Here is a 20,250-nt window from a genome sequence, read left to right on the forward strand (position 1 = left end):
TTCTTTCTAATTTTCTTCGTTTATAATTTGAATTGCGGCACTGGCACCAAGTGCCTGGGCACCTGCATCCACCAATTCTTTCGCAAATAAGTAGCTACGAATGCCACCTGCTGCTTTGATTTTGATATTATCATTTAAATATTTTTTCATTAGTTCTACATCATGTAGTTTGGCTCCACCAAAACTCTTTCCTGTAGACGTTTTTAAGAAACTTGGATTTGCTTGGTTGGCTAATTCACAAATTTTAACCTTTGCTTCTTCATCAAGCTTACACATTTCCACAATTGCTTTATCTGTAATTTGATGTTCTTTACAAAATGTTGCAACTGCTTTTAGCTCTTCTAGCAACCCTTCATAATTTCTTTCTTCCACATTCTTTTGGTTTAATACATAATCAATTTCTTTAAATCCTTTATCTGCGTACATTTGGAATGCTTTTAATTTATCTTCCAAACATAAGTTACCTTCAGGGAAATCAATTGCACCCGCAACAATAATATCCGTATCCTTTAAATATGCAACTGCTTCATCATATTGATCCAAAGATGCAAATACACATCTTACATTTAATTTCTTTGCTTTTTGTAAGTACTCAATAAATGTATCATTAGGATCATCAATATAATCTATGTATTTACTTATCATAAGTGCACCTATGCACTCATAACGCCAAAGTAAGCTAGTGCAATTCCAACTACAACGGTAATAAGAATTAATTTAACAGGACCTACTTTTTTACCTAATGCCCAATAATAAAGCCATGTTACACCTAGCCCTACAATTCCAGGCATAATACCATCAAGCACTTCTTGCAAGCTCGCTACCGAATCTCCTGAACCAATTTTCAAAGACACCGTAGCCCAGAACATATCAAACGTCATGGAACCAATTACCATAATCCCTAAGATACCTGCTGCATACATTAACTTATCCATCGTTCCATTTTCTTGTGCTTTAGTAAGATAATTAAATCCTAAATTATATCCTAATCTAGCTCCAAATACACGTATTAAAAAGGCTGGAACATTGTAGATTAGTACATATAAGATTGGTCCAAGAATATTTCCTTGTTGCGCTAATGAAAGACCTACACCAAGGGCAATAACACGAATACAACCTAAGAAAATAGAATCACCAATCCCTGATAATGGACCCATAAGAGCAGCTTTAATACCATTGATTCCATCACCGCTAATATCACCTTTATTTACTTCCTCTTCCATCGAAAGAACGATTCCACCAACAAATGGTGCTAACTGAGGTGTAATGTTGAAGAATTCCATATGACGTACAAGTGCTTCTTTATACCCTTCTGGATTGTTTGCATAAATCTTCTTTAATGAAGGATCTAGCATTAATAAGAATGCCATATGCATCTGTCTAGGATAATTCCAAGACCACTCCATTCCTAAACCACCTACATTAAAGCTCATTCTAGTTAATTCTTTTTTTGTTATTATTCCTGTTTGCTTAGAAGTCATCATCATCTACCTCCTCATTACTTGCTCCTACTATTGCCTCTTTTGCGCCAGATAAGAACCCAAATTTTTCAGCAACGATAATGATTCCTAAAATTGCAACTCCAAGAACTGGCATTCCCAAATATGCAGTTAAAATAAATCCTAAGAAATAATATGGAACTATTTTCTTCGTCAAAATCATTCTCATTAACATTGCAAATCCTAATGTAGGTAACATTCCTGCAGCGACTGCCATTCCATCAATGATTACTTGTGGAATAGATCCTAATACTGATTCAACTGCATCTACACCTAGGTAATAAGCAAAGAATACAAGTAAGAATTTTTCAAGTGCACCGATTGCTCCCATAAGCCAGTGTACTTTTTTGATTGTTTTCGAATCACCTTTGGTTGCTGCATCATCCGCAAATTTTAAAAATGTCGGTGTTAATGCTGCTATAAAATTACTAATTGATAATGCAATAAGAGCAATTGGCATTGCAAGGGTAACTGCTGTTTCCAATCCAGCCCCTGTTGTTATAGCAAATGCTGTCCCTAAGATTCCACCAATCAATACATCTGGTGGAATATATGCTCCAACTGAGATTGCTCCCATAAATAACAACTCCAAACTAGCCCCCACTGTAATACCAGTTTGAAAATCGCCTAAAATAAGTCCTACAATTGGACCAATTGTAATTGGTCTAAATGTATATAATGTCCCTAGTTGATAATCCAATACTCCCCATACTGCAACTAGTCCTAATAAAATTGATTGAACTACCATTGTTTTCCTCCTTATAACACTTTTTCAACAAATATCTTTTTGTCATCAACCAAAGCTCTAATTTCTACTTCTAAACCTTTTTGAACAAATTCTTTTAGAATTTCTTCTTCTTTTTTGGTAACAAATATCTGTTTACTCAATTGCTTTGTTTCCTCTGATTCTTTTGTATTTCCTAAATTTATTGATTTAATCTGTGGACATCCATCAACAAGTTGTTTTGCTTCCTCAATTGTTTGAACGACAATAACCAACTTATATTTATCTGTAACACCACTATTAATTGCATCGATAGAATCTTGCATGTTTTTTATTACTAATTTACATCCAGAAGGTTTACCAAGTTTTAATGTTGTTTTCCAAACATCATCATTGACAACCATATCACTAGCAACTAAAATACAGTCCGCTCCAACTCCATTAGTCCATGAAAATGCGACTTGTCCATGTAATAATCTATGATCTATTCTAACTAGTTTTATCATAATTTTACCTTCCTAAAATTCATCTTCTTGAGAAACGTCTTCAATAAGAGGGTTACAAAATTTTGGTGTCGTATCCTCACTATTGACAATATTCTCAATTATTTCCTTTGTATTACCATCACCTGCTAAAAAGATTTGCATGAGCAAGGGTAAATTCATTCCTGTTATTAAATAATAATTCTCTCTTCCTAAATGTTTCATCAATTCATTGTTTACACTTCCACCAAACACATCACTCATCGCTATGATTTCAGCATTCTCAGGAATTTCATTCATAACTTTTTTGATATCTTCTTCAATATCATTCGATTCTACAAATCCATTAATGAGATGTACATTCTCTTGCTCTCCTACAATGATTTTAATGCTCTCATAGATACCTTTCGCAAAGGTTCCATGAGATGCGATAATATAATGTTTCATTGTTCATTCTCCTTCATGATTTTATTAAATTGCTGCATTGTTTTTAAATCTGCTTCATATGGTTTCTCATAATATTGTCCATTTACACTTTCCAGCGATAATAATCCATCATATCCATATTTCTGTAATTCTTTAATATCTTCACTCATATTTCGCTCACCATCACCCCATGCAAGATGTCCGGTTGGTGCTCCATCAACAAAATGAACATGAACAATATCATCTTTGAAGGCTTTGAAATAGTCTTCAATCGTTTCCTTTGCCCCAGCCATGGCTCCAAAATCAATACATACTTTCAATTGATTGCTATTTACTGCCTCTTTATAACGTTTTAATCCATCAATCGAGTTTACAATTAATGACTCGTCATGTTGTAATGATTCCATTGCTAAATAAATACGTTTGCTTTGTGCATATTCACAAAGACGTTTCATCATATGTACACTACGATTAAAGGCATCTTCTATATCCTCATTTAGAAATGCCCATCCACTTGTAACTAACACCATCTTTGCTTGAATACTTGCAGCTACATCAATAGCATTTGTAAAGTATTTATATACATGTTTTTGTAGCTCTAGATCTTTTGTAGCCATATTGTTAGGCTTTGGATTTGTTTGTTCTGGACAAATTACCGCTATTTTTATTTGATACTTTTCTTCTAAATGTTGTAATTTCTTTACACTTTCATATCCTTGATAATCCATGAAGAAATGTTGTGGTCCTGTCCATATCTCTGCTGTATCAAACCCTATTGACTTTATATGTTTAAAGAAATCCTCTAGCTCATAAAAGCGATAATGTCCATTCATTGCACATAGCTTAATCATAAAATCCCTCCTCACCTGCTTCAATACGCTTTATTAGCTGATAGACATCAAACAAATCTTTCACATGATAGTCAGCTTTTGATTGATCAAAATGAAAGCGATCATCTATTTTTGCTGCTACTTTTATACCTGCATTTCTTGCAGCTGCAATTCCATAACCAGAATCTTCAATAACGAGTGTCTCACTTGCTTCAAGTGATAATTTCTTTAGCGTATATAAATACACTTCTGGATGTGGCTTGCTTTCTTGAAACATCATTCCACTAACTATGACATCAAAGTAATGCTCAATCCCATTTTCTTTACAGACTTTTTCAATGAAATCCAAATGATTTGAAGAGGCGATTGCTATTTTAACCCCTTGTTTTTTTAAATAACGGATTAAAAACTTTACATAAGGATTTAAAATATCTGTGCAATCAACCTCTTCAACATTTGAAGTTTTGCAATAATAATCATACATCTCATCATATGTATAATCACACTCTAACCACCCAGCCATTAATTCCCAAGTTCTTTGATGACTAGATCCAATAACTTCTGATACAACTTCTGGTGGTTGTGGTTTACCATGCTTTTCCAAAAATGTCATCATTTCATACATATAATATGGTTCTGAATCAATCAATACACCATCCATATCAAAAATTACGGCTTTAATCTTCATGATTAATATTCAAATTGACGATAGTAACGTCTGTAATTTAAGTTATGCTTTGTATATGTCTCATAGTGAGCAGCCAGTCTCTCTGTCAATAGACTTGTTGCAATTAATGGTGATACAAGTCCTCTAAACTTATCATCAACACCATCCAATGCATATTCTGCTGTATCAAATACAACTAACTTGTCAGTAATCTTCTTACAGAATGTTTCTACACGTGTATCTAAGGCACGACATTCATCTTCACCTTTCACTAAGAATACTGGTACATCTTTATCAACTAGTTCAAGTGTTCCATGGAAGAATTCTGGTGATGTAACAGATTTTGTACGTACCCATTGCATTTCTTCAAGAATACACATAGAGAATAAATATGTTTCTCCCCACAATGCACCAGATCCTACCCAGATATTATATGGTTCATTGTAGTATTTCTTTGCAATTTCTTCTGCTTTTGGATCAAATTGTTCACGAATATCAACTAAGTTTTTAAAGATTCCTTTCATTTGATCTGCAAACAATTCATAGTCAGGGAAATCACCACGGTTATATAATAATCTTAATGCTAATAAGTTAAATAATAAATAACTATATTCACACATTCCGGTTGTAACATTTGCTTCAATTACCGTTTGTGCAACTTTTCCAAGTGGTCCACTAGATTTTGTGAAAGCCATGACTTGGATTCCTTCTGCAACAATCCATTTTGCTGCTTCTACAATTTCCTTTGTATCTCCAGATGCACTTGCTGTAATCACAATTGAATCCTTAGTTAGTTTACGGTGTTTTAATACATTTAACTCTGCTGCGTTTACCAAATAAACTTCTACATCAGAATATTTTTCAATCGCATATTTAATTGGGGCAAACTCTGCCCAAGTTCCTCCAATTCCAAGTAAGAAAATGTTTGAATATCCATCTTTTGAAATCTTATCTGCTACTTTTTCAACCTCTGCACGTTGTGCATAGATTGCATCCCCTTCTTTTAAATACTTTTCTGTATCAAACTTTGGTAGTGTTACCATCTCTTTTTCCATTTCGTTCTCCTCCATAATAAAATATATCGTTTCACTTAATCATAAAGACAGAATTGAACCTGGCGCCTTTGTGGTTCCTTTTGTATTCCACTTTACGATTTCAATATACCAGTATGAGCGATAAATTGCAAGCGGTTTCATGATTTTTTTAAAAGATTATAAAAAAACGAATCTGACAAATCATCAGATTCTCCTTTATTTATAGTGTTTTATTCATTTTTTCATAGCATCATATTTTTTCTATAATTTTCTCTCATTTCCCATTTTTTATGAATTTTATATAATATTTTCCATTTTTGGCTACTTATCTATTCCAATTTTGATTTTTCATATACCAAAATAAAAAATCCACCCCTATAAGGGGATGAATATTGGCAACTCCCATATGGGAGCTTTTTGAATATTCGCAATTGTGATACACTGATTTTAGACGGTATGATAACCAACATATGGGTATAACCCACGCATGCATTCGCCTCAATAATCTCTACGTCTTTGTATTCATAAAGACGTCTGAGGATAACGCCAATGTCCCTCCTCAATTCACCATAGATTACTTTTCTGCGGTATTTTAGAATAAACACAATATGATACTGACAGTTTCATTTTGTGTGGAACAATTGGCTTTCATCGATACCTTTTTTCTTTTTAAACATAAATTACCTCCTATTGCTATATGGCGAGTATTCATCCATATTGTATAGGAGGTAATTTTATGTTTTCACTGAACGCGTTCGCTTTTTACATTTCTCACCTGCTTAGCAGGTAGTTTTGGTTCCCACTAAATTGGTGTCAAATCTAAAACCCTTTAAAATAAGGGGCAACTAATTCCTACTCGACATAATGCTATAAATCATATATTTTCTAGTATAGTATATCATTATTTGTCTGCATTTTTGATTCCAAATATCCATATTATTTATTGTATTCAAAATTTTCAATGTCACTGTATTGTCAAATATCTATACCTAATAAGCATTTAAGGGGATAATAATAGAATTGTTATTTTGTTTTTTGATAGGCAATATAGGAAATAATATAAGATACGATTACACAAGAACCTACAAGAATAAAGAAGATAATTGTATTAAATGTATTTGCTTGTGACAAAACAGCATATAGGATTAGTGAAAATCCGAAAATAAGAAACACCCTACCTATCCATCTATGTGTTAATTCCCAAGATTTTTCATTTGCAATACTCCATGTATTTTTGAATCCAATCATCGAATTATAATCAAGTACAGGAAAATAATTTCCAACAACTATAATTAAAATCCCTGCTAATCCGATAGCAACATTTATAAAAGGAAATGTGGAAACAGTTGCTTTAGTAGATAGTAAAATGAAACCCTGTGTTACTACAAATATCAATATACTATCAAAAATTGTCATAAAGATTATAGCAAACGTTAGTAAAGGCTTTTCATTACGCAAATGTTCATCTGGACTTATTTTATATTTATTTCTTTGATAAGCTATATAACATTTGGTAATAAAACCACAAAAAACAGGTATCATCCAATAACCAAGAAACTCAAAACGATTTCCCCATCGTGAAATTTCCCCGCTAAAGCTGTACTGCATGGGGAATGATGTTGGCATAAAAATGATAACAAGTAATCCAAGCAGTGATATAACAATTAAAGTATTTGTAAGTTTATTTCTTATTTCCATCTTTTCCTCCTTCAAACTGTTTTAGCCATAGTGTTAATTCTTCAAATATCGATGTATTAATTTGATAGTATACATAGTTTTTATATTTTGTCTCAAACACTAAATCTGCCTTTTTTAGCAAATTTAGATGATATGAAATTGCTGCATTAGTAATATTGAAATTTTTTGTAATATCCCCCGCTGATATTTTACCTTTATTTTTCAGAAGAAAAAGAATATCTCTCCTTATTGGATCAGACATTGCCTTTAATGTTTCAGAAATTCCCATAAAGACCCCCAATCTATTTAAATGATTATTTAAATAGATTTTAACATTTTTCTTTATAATAATCAATATTTTATAATATTCATTAGTGTAAATATACGTAGGAATATAAAAAGGATATATGACTATTAAAAGATGACAATTTTACATGAATTCCTTTGTATAATGTCCAGTAAACAATAATACTTTTAAAAAAATTTGTATTCCTCTTTTGTACATATTGTATAGAAGGTAATTTATATTTTCACTGAACGCTTTCGCTTTTTATATTTCTCACCTGCTTAGCAGGTAGTTTGTATTGCTTCACTCATATAATAAAAAGATGCGCTTTACGCATCTTCTTAAAATTATTTAACCAACTTTAGCGCTTTTGCAATTTCTAGAACTAAAACTGGTGCCAAACTAAGTGCTAAACAAATCAAATATAACTCTATTGGTAAATGTACCAATCCAAAAATCTTAGTAATCGGTGGTACAAAAATTACAAACAACATCATTACAATCGATAGGGCTGCAGCCTTATTCAGATTCTTATTGGTAAAAATACCAATTTTAAATATCGATTTATGAGAACGCATATTAAATGCGTGATTGATTTGTGAAAGACCTAGTACAATGAAGGCCATTGTTCTAGCTGCTCCCAATCCATCATGATCAAATCCATATTTGAATGCCAATAAAGATAAGCCACCAAACATGAATCCCTGTAATGCAACACGCACACCTAATCCATGTGCGAAAATACCTTCATTTTTAGGCCTTGGTGCTTCATCCATAACACTTTCTTCAATTGGTTCTGTACCTAAAGCAATCGCTGGTAAACTATCGGTTACTAAGTTAATCCACAATAATTGCATTGACAGCAATGGAGATACTCGCCAAAATAGCATTGAGAAGAATACCAAAGCAATTTCACCAATATTGGTACCCAACAGAAAAGCTACAACTTTACGAATATTACTATAGATTCCACGTCCCTCTTTTACAGCTTCAACAATGGTTGCGAAATTATCATCCATCAAGGTTAAATCAGCTGCACTTTTTGCCACATCGGTACCTGTAATACCCATCGCACAACCGATATCAGCAGCTTTTAAAGAAGGCGCATCATTTACACCGTCACCAGTCATAGAAACGATTTTCCCCTTGCTCTGCCACGCTCTTACAACCCGAATCTTATCTTCTGGAGATACTCGAGCATAAACTGAAATAGAAGCTAATTTTTCATCCAACTCTTCATCACTCATCGATGCTAACTGCACACCGGTTAAGGCAACGTCTCCATCATGGAAAATACCAAGATTTCGAGCAATTACTTCCGCAGTTAATACATGGTCACCAGTAATCATAATTGGTTTAATCCCTGCGTGTTGACAAACCTTTACTGCTTCTTTTACTTCTTCACGAGGAGGGTCAATCATCCCCACAAGACCAATGAAATTCAAATCATTTTCTATCTCATCATAAACAACTTCACTTGGTATTTCATCAATCTCTTTATATGCAATTGCAATCACTCGCAATGCTTCTTTACTCATATCCTCTACTACTTGGGTAGCTTTTCCAAGATCCCCAACACTGCAATGTTCACGCATTACATCGAAAGCACCCTTGGTGATTACAATATTTTTGCCATCCATTTTATGAATAGTAGTCATCATTTTACGATCCGAATCAAATGGTAACTCCAACAAACGCGGATAATTTTCATTAATTACTTCTTGAGAAATACCATTTTTAATCCCTGCTGCAATAATACTTGTTTCAGTAGGATCCCCAATGGATACTTCTTTACCATCTTCAATCACAATCGATCCATCACTACAAAGCATCCCATAGACAAGTAATTTACGAATTGCTTCTGAATTATCAGATGAGATGTCTTCCATTCCCGTTTTCTCATCATATGCTTTTACAAGGGTCATTTTATTTTGTGTCAATGTTCCTGTTTTATCCGAACAAATAATGGAAGTACTTCCCAAGGTTTCTACAGCTGGTAATTTCTTTACAATCGCATTTTGCTTTGCCATTCGCTCTACACCAATAGATAAAACCACGGTAACAATAACTGGGAGACCTTCAGGAATTGCAGAAACAGCCAAAGAAACAGCTGTCATAAAGATTTCCATAATTGGCATTCCATCAATAATTCCCATCACAAAAATAATTGCACAAACGATGAGTGCTATGATTCCTAAATATTTACCCAACACAGCTAAGCGTTCTTGAAGTGGTGTTTTGGTATCAACTGCGCTGTCTAATAGACCTGCTATCTTACCCATTTCACTATCCATTCCGGTTGCACTTACAATTGCTATCGCTGTCCCATTTGTAATAGAACATCCCGAATACACCATATTTAATCGATCACCTAACGGTTCTTTTTCATCAACAATCAAATTTGCGTTCTTATCCACAGGTACTGATTCCCCAGTTAATGCCGATTCATCTGATTTTAAGGAATTCGCACTAATCAATCTCGCATCTGCTGGAATAAAATCGCCAGCCTCCAACTTAATAATATCCCCTGGGACTAGATTTAGTGTATCGATTACTTTTTCTTCACCACCACGAATTACACGACTTTGTGGAGTTGTCATATTCATTAGTGCTTCCAATGACTTCTCTGCTTTATTCTCTTGATAAACACCAACAATGGCATTTAAAACGACAATAACAAGAATCAAAAGAGGCTCAAAAAAACCAGATAAATGCTGTTCCATGATGGCCACAACAAAAGAAATCAAAGCTGCTAAAAGCAAGATTAAAATCATTACATCTTTAAATTGCTCCAAAAATTTCATCAAGATAGTTTTCTTTTTCTGTGCTTTTAATTTATTTTCTCCATATGTATTTAAATATGTTTTTACCTGTTCATCTGATAATCCCTTAATTTCATCAGAATGTAATTCTTTGATTACATCTTCTGCGCTTTTATTATGTGCTAACATCTCATTCATCCTTTCACTATATAATACTATTATTATATACTTGATTACCTCAAAAATCTAAATTTTTACATGACAAAAGAAAAAATGCTAGTACCTAGCATCTTCTTACAATATAAAAATAATTCTAATCAGACTTTCATATCCATTATAAAGTCATCTTATTTAACGTATCATTATCTCCATTTACTTCTTCAAGTGGTCCATTCCACTTCAACAATCCGCCACTTACACTTCTTGCTGAATAGCCTTTATCCTTTAATATCAAAGCCGCAGCACGACTTCTTCTTCCTGAATGACAAACCAAGAATACCTCTTCTGGAGGTTCATAATAATCAATTTGACCAAGAGGAATATTAATAGATGATGGAATATGACCACCTTGATATTCATCAGGTTCTCGAACATCGACAATCAAAGGCTTCTCTTTTAGCTTCTCTATCAATTCTCTTACATATATTTCTTCATTTTTATTAAACATATCTCTAACTCCTATCAATATATATTTTATAATATATAGAAGTTCACTACTAATATTATGCACATAAAAAGATATATTTTACTTCATATATAAGATTCCAAATGGCAACCAACCATATTCACCATGCTTACTTTTTACATAACCCCAATCAAAAACAACCTTTATAAGTTCAACACAATCCTTTGCTTTCACAACCAATTCGGTTGGATTATAATCACAGTTTAAACAATTGTTTTCAATATATGTATTGGGAATATATGTTTCATATCCATCTATTACACCACTTGACCAGTATGTATACTGTTTACATGGGATAATGTTTTCAACTTTGCTGCCTTTAGGAAAAGTAGGAAATTTTCCCTCTCCATCATGATTTTCTATTACGTATACTTCCATAATAATGTTCCCTCCTTTAGGTATCTTTTTTAATTATAGCAATCCTTTCATAGTAATACAATTTCTATTAATTTCATTTTGACAACACCTATAATATATACTATTATTAATGGAAAAGGAGTTGAACTTATGGGAAAAACAATTGTCCCTAGTGGATATACACCATCACTATCTTTATTAGAGACGGAAATTGCAATAAAGTTAGTAAAAGATACATTTGAAAGAAGGTTAGGTGAAGCCTTACATCTTACTCGGGTATCAGCCCCACTTTTTGTTCAAGCTGATAGTGGTTTAAATGATGATTTAAATGGGATTGAGCGTCCTATTTCCTTTGATGCTCCTGATATCAACAATCGTTCAATCGAAATCGTACATTCTCTAGCAAAATGGAAAAGAGATGCTTTAAAACGTTACGATCTTGGAAAGTTTGAAGGACTATATACGGATATGAATGCAATTCGTCGTGATGAAGAATTGGATAATATCCATTCTATTTATGTTGATCAATGGGATTGGGAACTTATCATTGATACCAAACATCGGAATCTAAATTACTTAAAAACAACTGTAAATAAAATATATAATATCTTGTTGGAGATTGAATATCAAATTATCAAACACTATCCTTCTTTAGGAAGTGCTATGTTACCTCCAAAAATACATTATATTACATCTCAAGAACTAGAAGATTTATATCCTTCGTTATCACCAAAAGAAAGAGAACAAAAGATTACAAAAGAATATGGTGCTGTTTTCCTAATGCAGATTGGTGATAAATTAAACTCTGGTAAACGTCATGATGGACGTGCCCCAGATTACGATGATTGGCAATTAAATGGCGATATCCTAGTTTGGTATCCAATGTTGGATACCGCTTTGGAATTATCTTCGATGGGAATAAGAGTAAATGATCGTGTCTTAGATGAACAATTAAAAAAAGCAAATGCTACTTACCGTCTAGCAATGCCATATCATAAATCAATTATGCAACATGATTTACCACTTACTATTGGTGGTGGAATTGGACAATCACGCTTATGTATGTATTTCCTAAGAAAAGCGCATGTTGGTGAAGTACAAGCATCCTTGTGGTCAGACGATGTTATTGAAGCATGTGCAAAAAATAATATTCCATTATTATAATGGTCTATACAACTAAAAAAGGTATCTTTCCTAATTGACAGGAAACATACCTTTTATTTTTTATCATTTGGATTCTTGTAAAGGTGAATAATTCCTTCTTCATTTAAATTTTTTACCAAAATAACAAGGATTGGTAAAATGAAGATCCCAAAAATACCAAGAAGCTTTGTCCCAACAAACATGGATATCAACATAATAATTGGATGTGCTCCAACTTGAACACCAACAATCTTTGGTTCAATGATATTACGGATAACAGTGATTATGATATATACAATCGCTAAACCAATAGCCAATTCTAATTGTCCATTCAAGATAGTGATAATAATCCATGGAATCATAATTCCACCTGTTCCTAACACTGGTAGAATATCAAATACAGCGATTAAAAAAGCAATTGCTATCGCATTATCAATTTGTAAAATAAACAAACCTATACTTAATTCCACAAAAGTAATAAACATGATAATACCATAAGATTTTATAAATTTACCTATTGTTTGCACCATATGTCGCCTTGTATGCCGAATGATGTTTTTTGTCTTATCATTAAATTGAAGCATAATAAAGTTTGTTATTTTTTGAAAATCAATCGTGAAAAAATACGAAGATATAATCATTAATAAAAAACTGATTAGAAAGGATGGCACAAACGATGCAAAAGAAGTTAGATAACTAAGTGATTTTGAAGATACGGATGGGGCAACCGATTTCGCAATATCTAACAATACTGTATTTACATCATTTAATCCTTGTGCTAAGTTTGGACTAATATTATTTAAAACATCTTCTAACCCGCTAAATAGCGTTTCTAAAGCTGGTTTAATCGTTGAAGAGTAATACGCTGGTAAGTCTTTAAAAAAGCTTCCAAGCATTGCTAATAACTGCATTACACCTAAGGTAACCAAACCACCTACGATAATATAAAACAAGGTCAGTACAAGCAATGATACAAACTTATTTTTTATCTTGATACGTTTGCTTATTTTTTTAATCAATCCTTGCATGATAAAAGCTATACCAAAGCCAAGAATAAATGGCAGACACCAGCCAACTACATAACGAAAGACAAAAACAACAATTCCTATAATCGCTATATAATAACAAAGATTCACCAAAAACTTCTTCCGTTTTTCCATTTCCATATAAAACCTCACTATTTATATTCTATTATACATAAAATCACCTTTATATTTCCTAACAATTATGTAAGATTATGTTGCTATCTATACTTTTCCCACATCCATTTGCATGGAAATAAACGGTATCCCATTTACAACTTGTACCTCTTGGACCTCATAGAAACCAAGTCTCTTATATACTTCTTTAGCATATAAAGATGAATTTACAGTGATTTTATCAATATGATAAGTGTTTATAAAATCATCTTTCATTATTTGAAATAACTGTTTCGCAATTCCTTGACGATGATATCTTTTATCAACAAATAACAAGGTAATATGATCTGGAATTCTTCCTGCAATCATCCCAACTAACTCACGATCAAAACATCCCCAGATAACAATTTCCTTTTTATCCAACATCTGTAAGATATTATCTTCCATAATATAACGTTTGAACTCTTCAACTCCTTGTTTTGGATACTCAATTGCTTCAAACTCTAAAAATACATTCCATACAAGTTCCATTGCTTCTTTCACTTCACTTGGCTTTAATTTTCGAATTTCTCACATGCCATCACCTCTACTGCTATTATATAAAAAAGAACCTCCTAATACTAGGAAGTTCTTATATACGGTTAAAGGCTAAAATAATAAACTGGATGCCAAAAACAGTAAAATATATACCTGCTAACATCGAAATTGTAACAAGTGAAATCATTGGATTAAATAACATCATAAACCCAATTATCAAAGAGAATATATTTAAAATTAAATATACCCAATATAGTCCTGTACTTGCTTCTTTCACATAAGATAAATTCATCAACCCTACAAAAGAATCCAAAATAAACCACAATGCAAATAACAAAGCTAATGTAATTGCTCCAGAAGCTAAATTTGTTAAGAATAAAATACCTAATATAACATCTAAAACAGCAGATATAAGAACTAAACTAGTTCCCAAACCAGTCATTGATTTGAGTTTTGTATATCCAACAAAAGTACCAATTCCTTTCATAATAGCTGCAATACCAAACAATATCACAAACGCTTCTAATGTATTCTCAGGATTTGTAAAACTCACAAATGCGGAAATTAGAAATACAATCCCTACCGCCAGCTCTAGCCAGCCGATGCTTTTACTTTCTTTCATATAAATCATCTCCTATCCTACTTTTAGAATACTACTAAACAATCTATATGAAAAGTAAAGTGCACAGGTTAAATTCACCTCTTATTTTTCACAAACACCATCTCATTTACACTTGATAATGTTTCGTCATATTGATACCCATCTTCATGAAATTGTTTTATTTCATCCAATGTATGCACATCTTTATTCGCTAAGAAATGCACCATCCTACCACGAGCTATTTTCGCCTGAGTTGCTTCATTTTTAGGAATACCTTCTTTAATAACTTTAAAGCTTATCGTTATCATATACATTTTACATTGTTCATCTAATACTTTGCTATATTCATTAGAAGCTAAATTTAATATATATGGTTCCTCACTTTTTTGAATTTCTTCCATAATATACTTTGAAATAATAGGTTTCCATAGTGCATATAAATTTTTATATTCATTTATTGATAACTTTGTCTGCATCTCTAATCGATATGGATAAATATTATCATATGGCTTTAATATTCCATATAAACCAGATAAAATACGTAAATGCTTTTGCGCATATTGCCTTTCTTCCTTATTGAATGAAGCTGGTTGCATATATTTATATTGAATTCCTTGATACGCTAAAATAGCTGAAGTACCCTTTCCATCAAATGAAAAATTTGAAAACCGCTCATGGTTTTGAGTCGCTAGTGGTTCTTTGATCTTCATTAGCTTCATCAAACCTTCAATTGAAGATCCAGATAATGCTTTCATAATACTTTTACTAATCTCAAAAAATTCACTCATACAATATGTATCATTGGGATTTTCTACCATCGTCTTCGTTGGGGAAATAAGAATTATCATATACTCACTCCTTCCAGATATACTATATCATATGTTACTTTTAAATTATTAAAACTTGAAAATAGTATTCATTCTTTTGTTGGTCAAGATACATTACTTTTCCATGAAGAGATGATAATATTTAAATAAGTTATCTTAAACTAACATAAGGAGGAAATACATATGAAAATAGTATATGCATCAAGAACAGGAAATATTGACTTGTTTATTGATAAATTAGGTATTCCTAATACCATGAAAATAGAAGGGGACCAGCCAATCAACGAAGACTTCATCTTACTTACATACACTGATGGTTATGGAGAATTACCATATGAAGTAGAGTCATTCCTTACAAATAACAAAAACCACATAAAAGGCGTTATTGGAAGTGGTGATAGTAGTTATGGTGAGGAAGTGTTTGCCAAAGCAGCCGATGTTGTCGCTGAAAATTATGGCGTTGATTGTCTTTACAAGTTTGAAAATGATGGAACCTATGAAGACGTTGAAAAAGTGAAAAATATTTTAAATGCTATATAATGAAAAACAAACTGATGAAATCATCTATATAGATGATACAAATCATGAAAAAAGAAGCTTTTTATTGCTTCTTTTTAACTGTCATAGTATTTAATCGTAGTGCCTTTTACTAAAATCCTATCTCTTCAAGAAATCCTTGGTATTCATTATCTTCAAATTGAATTCGCTCGTCATCCTTTTCTTCAAGATGTGTTGTCACTACTTTTTTAATTGCATGTTTATCAATATTTTGTTCAACGATATTTGATACAATTCCTAATACTACTAAAATACTACATACAATAATAATTCCCTTTTTACTTGTTTTTTTATTTTCCATTGTTCTTCTCTCTTTCTCCTTAATATTTTTTGCTTTTCATAAATGGTATTTTACTTCTTAATTGATCCCCTAAAAGATCAAATAAGATATTCATAACAGCTCTCGCTTCGATTTCTTTCACATCTGTTGTATCCACAATATAACGAACAATAGCCTCTATGTGTTTCTTTGATACACTCGTAATATTCTTCTCACAATACTTTTCATATGCCTTTACTACTACTTCACATGTGCTTTCATTAATGCTTGTTTCTTCTGCAATTGTTGCAATTACTTCTGTATGGTTCATCTTTCTTTCCTCCTTTACCGACCGACGGTCTATTAATGGTGTTTTTTAAACTCAACATTTGTTGAGTTAATTTATAAAAATTTGTTTGATTTGATTTGTTACTTCTTCTTTGCGAATTATCTTTTCATTCACTCCTAATACACGAAAGATAATATCAATAAACGATTGAAATAGCTTCTCCATGTCTTCTTTGTTTCGCATTGGGCTATCCAATAATGTTTGAATACCAACCATTAGAAATTGAATGGATTCTAGTGGATATGCTGTATTAAATTCCTGCTGCTGTTTCCCTTCCTCTATCACTTCTGCTAGAATTGGACCAAGGTAATGCATAGATTGTTCCATTGCTCTTTGTTTCATCAGAACATTTTGTGGTTGTTGGAATTGATCAATCATATCACTTTTCCCTTCCGTACTACTTGAAGACTGTGATAATAAGATTTGGAGCATTTTATCAAATGGACGAATATCTTTCCTATTTGCGATTTTTTTTGCAACGATCATATCTTGTTCTATAATTCTCATAATCACAGCATCCAATACTTCTTCTTTTGAAATGAAGTAATGATAGAAAGTTCCTTTGGCAATACCAATAGCTTTTAATATATCATTGATGGTTGTTTTTTCATAACCCTTTGTAATAAATAACTTTTCAGCTGTATCCAATATTTCATTCTTTCTTTCATCATGGTGTTTTACAACTCTCATCTCTCACCTTTCTATACCGTCGGTCGGTCTGTTTACATTCACAGTATATAATATCAATGATTTGTTGTCAACACCTTTTTGAAATTTTTATTTTTTTATTTTGATAATATCCTTTTTAAGCTTGTAATATCTAGTAAATTAACGGTTTTAAAAGCTCCTTTATAAAACACTCCCCAATTATTAAATACTCCAGGAACACTTTTTGCTTTCTGTAAGCTATCCACATACATTAGTGATAAAGGAATCTCGTTTTGTTTACAATAAGCTTCTATTTTTTCAATATATGAAAATACATAAGGGCATTGCATATCATAGTAGATTGTTAAAGCTTGGTTATCAATTTTTTGTTGTCTTGCATGTTTAGTAAACCTTGGTGTTGTTTTATCAAACGAAAGAGCGAGTAATTCATAGCCATCTTTTGTGGCATCAACTGTTACAAACCCAAATTTCTTCGCAAAAGATTGATCGCTAAGCCAAGATTTTTGTTTCTTAGACCCTAACATACAAATCCCTGATTTCCCTTTTGCCTTTGCATCTGCTATACAGTATTCCATCAAAGCTTTTCCATACCCTTTTCCTCTACAATCACTACCATATACCCATAAACAATAAATATAATAATAATTATCGCCTACAATGGGAACCCATGCTTTTTCAAGTGGTGCATATTCAATACATACCATAGCTTTAGCATTTAATTTTCTAAACACATGACCTTCCTTAAGTCTATCTGACAACCATTTCTTTTTAGCTTCAATACCTGGATGTATTTTTTTACTTCGAATAATACAACAAATATGCTCATTTACAAGATTTTCTTCCGTTATATTAATAAAATTATCCATTCTCTACACCTCTTTATCATTTCTTTCTTTTTACTGGTCTAACATATTTCCAAAACCTCTCTGGATCATAATAGAAATACATTATTCTCCCTGCGCTCATATCAAAACAATATTCTGTATTCGTAAAGTCAAAAGTAGCCATTATCTTTTCAACTCTTTCTTCAATATAAACACTTTCTTGCTCATAATCAAATGGCCCATGTTCAAAAACAAGGTATTCAGCTTCTGGAATTTCAAGCAAATCCATTTGTTTTGGAATATATCCCTTGTAATCCTTTGGAAGTCTCGCCCCATAACACTCACTCCGTAAGAACCCCCAATCACAAAGCCTTCCATTTAGATCATTTATATAAGCCATAACTTGACCACTTCCACCATTGACTTCACTACTACCATAATCATCTAACTTTCCTTTCATACTATCAAGCAATCCACAAATCGTTTCATAATCCTGTCCAGCTATACAATTTTGCTTTTCCCAAAAATCCCAATATCCATTACTCTCACAATTTTTAATATATACAAACTTATGAGCAGGAATCGTCACATAATAGATTTTTATATCTTCTATTGAATTTATCATACCAAGTTCTTCACTTCCTAGAAAGTAGCGATCAACCGTATTTATTTTAGTACGAAGAACAAGTGGTTTTGGATTTTTCCGATATCTACTTGGCGAAACTCCATAGGCTTTCTTAAAAGATCTAGTAAATGCTTCGTGTGAGGAAAATCCATAAGTAAAAGCAATTTCAGAAATAGACTTATCACTATCACGAACTTCTTTTAATGCAAACGCTAATTTTCTATGTATTACATATTCTCTAAATTTCATCCCCGATATTTCTTTGAATTTTCTAGTCATATAAAATTCAGAATACCCTAGCTTATCAGAAAGCAAACGTAGTGTTAATGCTTCATTGTTATATTGTTTTATACACTCATCAATTTCATCCACAATTATTTGAATCTGTTTTTTCCATGTATACATAATATCACCACACCTTATACTATTATATAAAATTTATGAATAAATTACTTGATTTCACTTGCTATTCTAATCTTTCTCTTTTTAGCGTATTCAATAACTTGTTTTATTTCTTACTCGACATTGCTTTTCAAAAAGAGAGAGACTTAATTTTCATTGTAATACATTTCAAAAATGATATAATCATTTCATATAGAATTTATTAAGGAGGATTTAATGATGATAACTCCATATTTAACATTTAATGGGAACTGTGAAGAAGCTTTTACTTTGTATGCTGAAGCATTCGGAGGTGGCAAAACTGATTTTGTACGATTGAACAATGATCCAAACAATCCTATCATGCATGCAAGTGTTTCTTTTTCAAAATATGAAGGATGCATTATGGGTGCCGATGTAAAAGATCCTGTCGTAATTTCGGGAATGGCAATTTGTGTTGTACTACCATCACGAAAAATAATAGAAGAAATTTCTGTAAAACTTGCAAAGGGTGGTAAATTGATACAAAGCTTTACTCCACATCCTGCACCACACCAAGAAGATGGAGGCGCAGAGGTTTTGGACAAATTTGGATTTACATGGTATTTAAGCACATAGAAATATAAAAATGAACTTGTTAAATAGCTAATCTTATAAAGATTAGCTATTTATTTGTAGTATATAAAAAGGGGCTGTGACAGATAGGTGATTTTTATCGCCTTGAAGGTTAACAGCCTTTTTTCTATGCCATTTTGGAGAAATCGTGGAAAACTGCAGCCCTTAAAAAGGTCGAATCCATACTTCGACTATTTCCTTTATAATATCTTCTATCCTATGTGGAAAACTAATTCACTTTTTGCTCAGATTCCATTTTTCTTACTTTTTCATTGTGATAATGTCTTATATTAT

General features: G+C 32.2%; 25 protein-coding genes and 1 pseudogene. 3 read left to right on the forward strand and 23 right to left on the reverse strand.

What is annotated here, in order from left to right; translation table 11 throughout:
* Nucleotides 1-6 precede the first annotated feature (6 nt).
* The 14 genes and pseudogenes from deoC to M2475_RS05855 form a co-directional block, all read right to left on the reverse strand.
* The gene (gene deoC, locus M2475_RS05790) at nt 7-645 is read right to left on the reverse strand and encodes a deoxyribose-phosphate aldolase (RefSeq protein ID WP_277490193.1); all 639 of its coding nucleotides are present in this window, start codon (nt 643-645) and stop codon (nt 7-9) included.
* Nucleotides 646-653: 8 nt separating this feature from the next.
* The gene (locus M2475_RS05795) at nt 654-1,487 is read right to left on the reverse strand and encodes a PTS system mannose/fructose/sorbose family transporter subunit IID (protein ID WP_277490194.1); all 834 of its coding nucleotides are present in this window, start codon (nt 1,485-1,487) and stop codon (nt 654-656) included.
* Nucleotides 1,471-2,247 (reverse strand): PTS sugar transporter subunit IIC, encoded by a 777-nt coding sequence (locus M2475_RS05800; protein ID WP_277490195.1) that lies wholly within the window; start codon nt 2,245-2,247, stop codon nt 1,471-1,473. The genes M2475_RS05795 and M2475_RS05800 overlap by 17 nt, the downstream gene beginning before the upstream one ends.
* 11 nt (nt 2,248-2,258) lie before the next feature.
* On the reverse strand, nt 2,259-2,729 hold the full coding sequence (locus M2475_RS05805; RefSeq protein ID WP_277490197.1) for a PTS sugar transporter subunit IIB: 471 nt from the start codon (nt 2,727-2,729) through the stop codon (nt 2,259-2,261).
* A 12-nt stretch (nt 2,730-2,741) separates the two neighbouring features.
* A complete protein-coding gene (locus M2475_RS05810; RefSeq protein ID WP_277490198.1) occupies nt 2,742-3,152 on the reverse strand; it encodes a PTS sugar transporter subunit IIA in 411 nt (136 codons plus the stop codon).
* Complete coding sequence (locus M2475_RS05815; protein WP_277490199.1) at nt 3,149-3,982, reverse strand: sugar phosphate isomerase/epimerase family protein; 834 nt, start codon at nt 3,980-3,982, stop codon at nt 3,149-3,151. Before M2475_RS05815 ends, M2475_RS05810 begins: the two co-directional genes overlap by 4 nt.
* Nucleotides 3,975-4,649, reverse strand: coding sequence for an HAD family phosphatase (locus M2475_RS05820; protein ID WP_277490200.1), 675 nt, complete (start codon nt 4,647-4,649; stop codon nt 3,975-3,977). Before M2475_RS05820 ends, M2475_RS05815 begins: the two co-directional genes overlap by 8 nt.
* Before the next feature lie 2 nt (nt 4,650-4,651).
* Nucleotides 4,652-5,683 carry an SIS domain-containing protein gene (locus M2475_RS05825; protein WP_277490201.1) on the reverse strand — a complete coding sequence of 344 codons (1,032 nt, stop codon included), beginning with the start codon at nt 5,681-5,683 and terminating at the stop codon, nt 4,652-4,654.
* Between the two features lie 416 nt (nt 5,684-6,099).
* Nucleotides 6,100-6,339: pseudogene (locus M2475_RS05830) on the reverse strand (transposase); the annotation flags it as partial.
* Nucleotides 6,340-6,685: 346 nt separating this feature from the next.
* Entirely contained in the window at nt 6,686-7,360 is a 675-nt protein-coding gene (locus tag M2475_RS05835; protein ID WP_277490202.1) for an SdpI family protein, read from the reverse strand.
* Nucleotides 7,344-7,628: an autorepressor SdpR family transcription factor gene (locus M2475_RS05840; RefSeq protein WP_277490203.1), complete on the reverse strand. Its 285-nt coding sequence runs from the start codon at nt 7,626-7,628 to the stop codon at nt 7,344-7,346. The genes M2475_RS05835 and M2475_RS05840 overlap by 17 nt, the downstream gene beginning before the upstream one ends.
* Nucleotides 7,629-7,972: 344 nt before the next feature.
* Nucleotides 7,973-10,576 (reverse strand): calcium-translocating P-type ATPase, PMCA-type, encoded by a 2,604-nt coding sequence (locus M2475_RS05845; protein ID WP_277490204.1) that lies wholly within the window; start codon nt 10,574-10,576, stop codon nt 7,973-7,975.
* 145 nt (nt 10,577-10,721) lie between these two features.
* The gene (locus M2475_RS05850; RefSeq protein ID WP_277490205.1) at nt 10,722-11,054 is read right to left on the reverse strand and encodes a rhodanese-like domain-containing protein; all 333 of its coding nucleotides are present in this window, start codon (nt 11,052-11,054) and stop codon (nt 10,722-10,724) included.
* A 78-nt stretch (nt 11,055-11,132) separates the two neighbouring features.
* On the reverse strand, nt 11,133-11,450 hold the full coding sequence (locus tag M2475_RS05855) for a hypothetical protein (RefSeq protein ID WP_277490206.1): 318 nt from the start codon (nt 11,448-11,450) through the stop codon (nt 11,133-11,135).
* A gap of 129 nt (nt 11,451-11,579) precedes the next feature.
* Here M2475_RS05855 and asnA point away from each other — a divergent pair, with 129 nt between their 5' ends.
* Entirely contained in the window at nt 11,580-12,593 is a 1,014-nt protein-coding gene (gene asnA, locus M2475_RS05860) for an aspartate--ammonia ligase (protein WP_277490207.1), read from the forward strand.
* A gap of 53 nt (nt 12,594-12,646) precedes the next feature.
* Here the strand turns inward: asnA and ytvI are convergent, their stop codons facing one another.
* From ytvI to yaaA, 4 genes are all read right to left on the reverse strand, one after another.
* A complete protein-coding gene (ytvI, locus tag M2475_RS05865; protein ID WP_277490208.1) occupies nt 12,647-13,738 on the reverse strand; it encodes a sporulation integral membrane protein YtvI in 1,092 nt (363 codons plus the stop codon).
* Nucleotides 13,739-13,819: 81 nt separating this feature from the next.
* A complete protein-coding gene (locus tag M2475_RS05870) occupies nt 13,820-14,242 on the reverse strand; it encodes a GNAT family N-acetyltransferase (RefSeq protein WP_277490209.1) in 423 nt (140 codons plus the stop codon).
* Nucleotides 14,243-14,342: 100 nt separating this feature from the next.
* Nucleotides 14,343-14,870 carry a DUF308 domain-containing protein gene (locus tag M2475_RS05875; protein ID WP_277490210.1) on the reverse strand — a complete coding sequence of 176 codons (528 nt, stop codon included), beginning with the start codon at nt 14,868-14,870 and terminating at the stop codon, nt 14,343-14,345.
* Nucleotides 14,871-14,944: 74 nt separating this feature from the next.
* The gene (yaaA, locus tag M2475_RS05880; protein ID WP_277490211.1) at nt 14,945-15,697 is read right to left on the reverse strand and encodes a peroxide stress protein YaaA; all 753 of its coding nucleotides are present in this window, start codon (nt 15,695-15,697) and stop codon (nt 14,945-14,947) included.
* 162 nt (nt 15,698-15,859) lie between these two features.
* Here yaaA and nrdI point away from each other — a divergent pair, with 162 nt between their 5' ends.
* A complete protein-coding gene (gene nrdI, locus M2475_RS05885) occupies nt 15,860-16,216 on the forward strand; it encodes a class Ib ribonucleoside-diphosphate reductase assembly flavoprotein NrdI (RefSeq protein ID WP_277490212.1) in 357 nt (118 codons plus the stop codon).
* A gap of 109 nt (nt 16,217-16,325) precedes the next feature.
* Here the strand turns inward: nrdI and M2475_RS05890 are convergent, their stop codons facing one another.
* The 5 genes from M2475_RS05890 to M2475_RS05910 all read right to left on the reverse strand — a co-directional run bounded on the left by M2475_RS05890 (nt 16,326) and on the right by M2475_RS05910 (nt 19,365).
* Complete coding sequence (locus M2475_RS05890) at nt 16,326-16,535, reverse strand: hypothetical protein (RefSeq protein WP_277490213.1); 210 nt, start codon at nt 16,533-16,535, stop codon at nt 16,326-16,328.
* A gap of 19 nt (nt 16,536-16,554) precedes the next feature.
* Complete coding sequence (locus M2475_RS05895) at nt 16,555-16,824, reverse strand: hypothetical protein (RefSeq protein ID WP_277490214.1); 270 nt, start codon at nt 16,822-16,824, stop codon at nt 16,555-16,557.
* A 66-nt stretch (nt 16,825-16,890) separates the two neighbouring features.
* A complete protein-coding gene (locus tag M2475_RS05900; protein WP_277490215.1) occupies nt 16,891-17,532 on the reverse strand; it encodes a TetR/AcrR family transcriptional regulator in 642 nt (213 codons plus the stop codon).
* 95 nt (nt 17,533-17,627) lie between these two features.
* Nucleotides 17,628-18,377, reverse strand: a complete 750-nt coding sequence (locus M2475_RS05905; RefSeq protein WP_277490216.1) for a GNAT family N-acetyltransferase — start codon at nt 18,375-18,377, stop codon at nt 17,628-17,630.
* 16 nt (nt 18,378-18,393) lie between these two features.
* Nucleotides 18,394-19,365: a helix-turn-helix transcriptional regulator gene (locus M2475_RS05910; RefSeq protein WP_277490217.1), complete on the reverse strand. Its 972-nt coding sequence runs from the start codon at nt 19,363-19,365 to the stop codon at nt 18,394-18,396.
* A 213-nt stretch (nt 19,366-19,578) separates the two neighbouring features.
* Between M2475_RS05910 and M2475_RS05915 the strand changes: the two genes are divergently transcribed.
* On the forward strand, nt 19,579-19,959 hold the full coding sequence (locus tag M2475_RS05915; protein ID WP_277490218.1) for a VOC family protein: 381 nt from the start codon (nt 19,579-19,581) through the stop codon (nt 19,957-19,959).
* Nucleotides 19,960-20,250 lie beyond the last annotated feature (291 nt).

It is taken from the genome of Breznakia sp. PF5-3 (genome assembly GCF_029504745.1).
In the GTDB taxonomy this organism is placed as follows: Bacteria; Bacillota_I; Bacilli_A; order Erysipelotrichales; family Erysipelotrichaceae; genus Breznakia.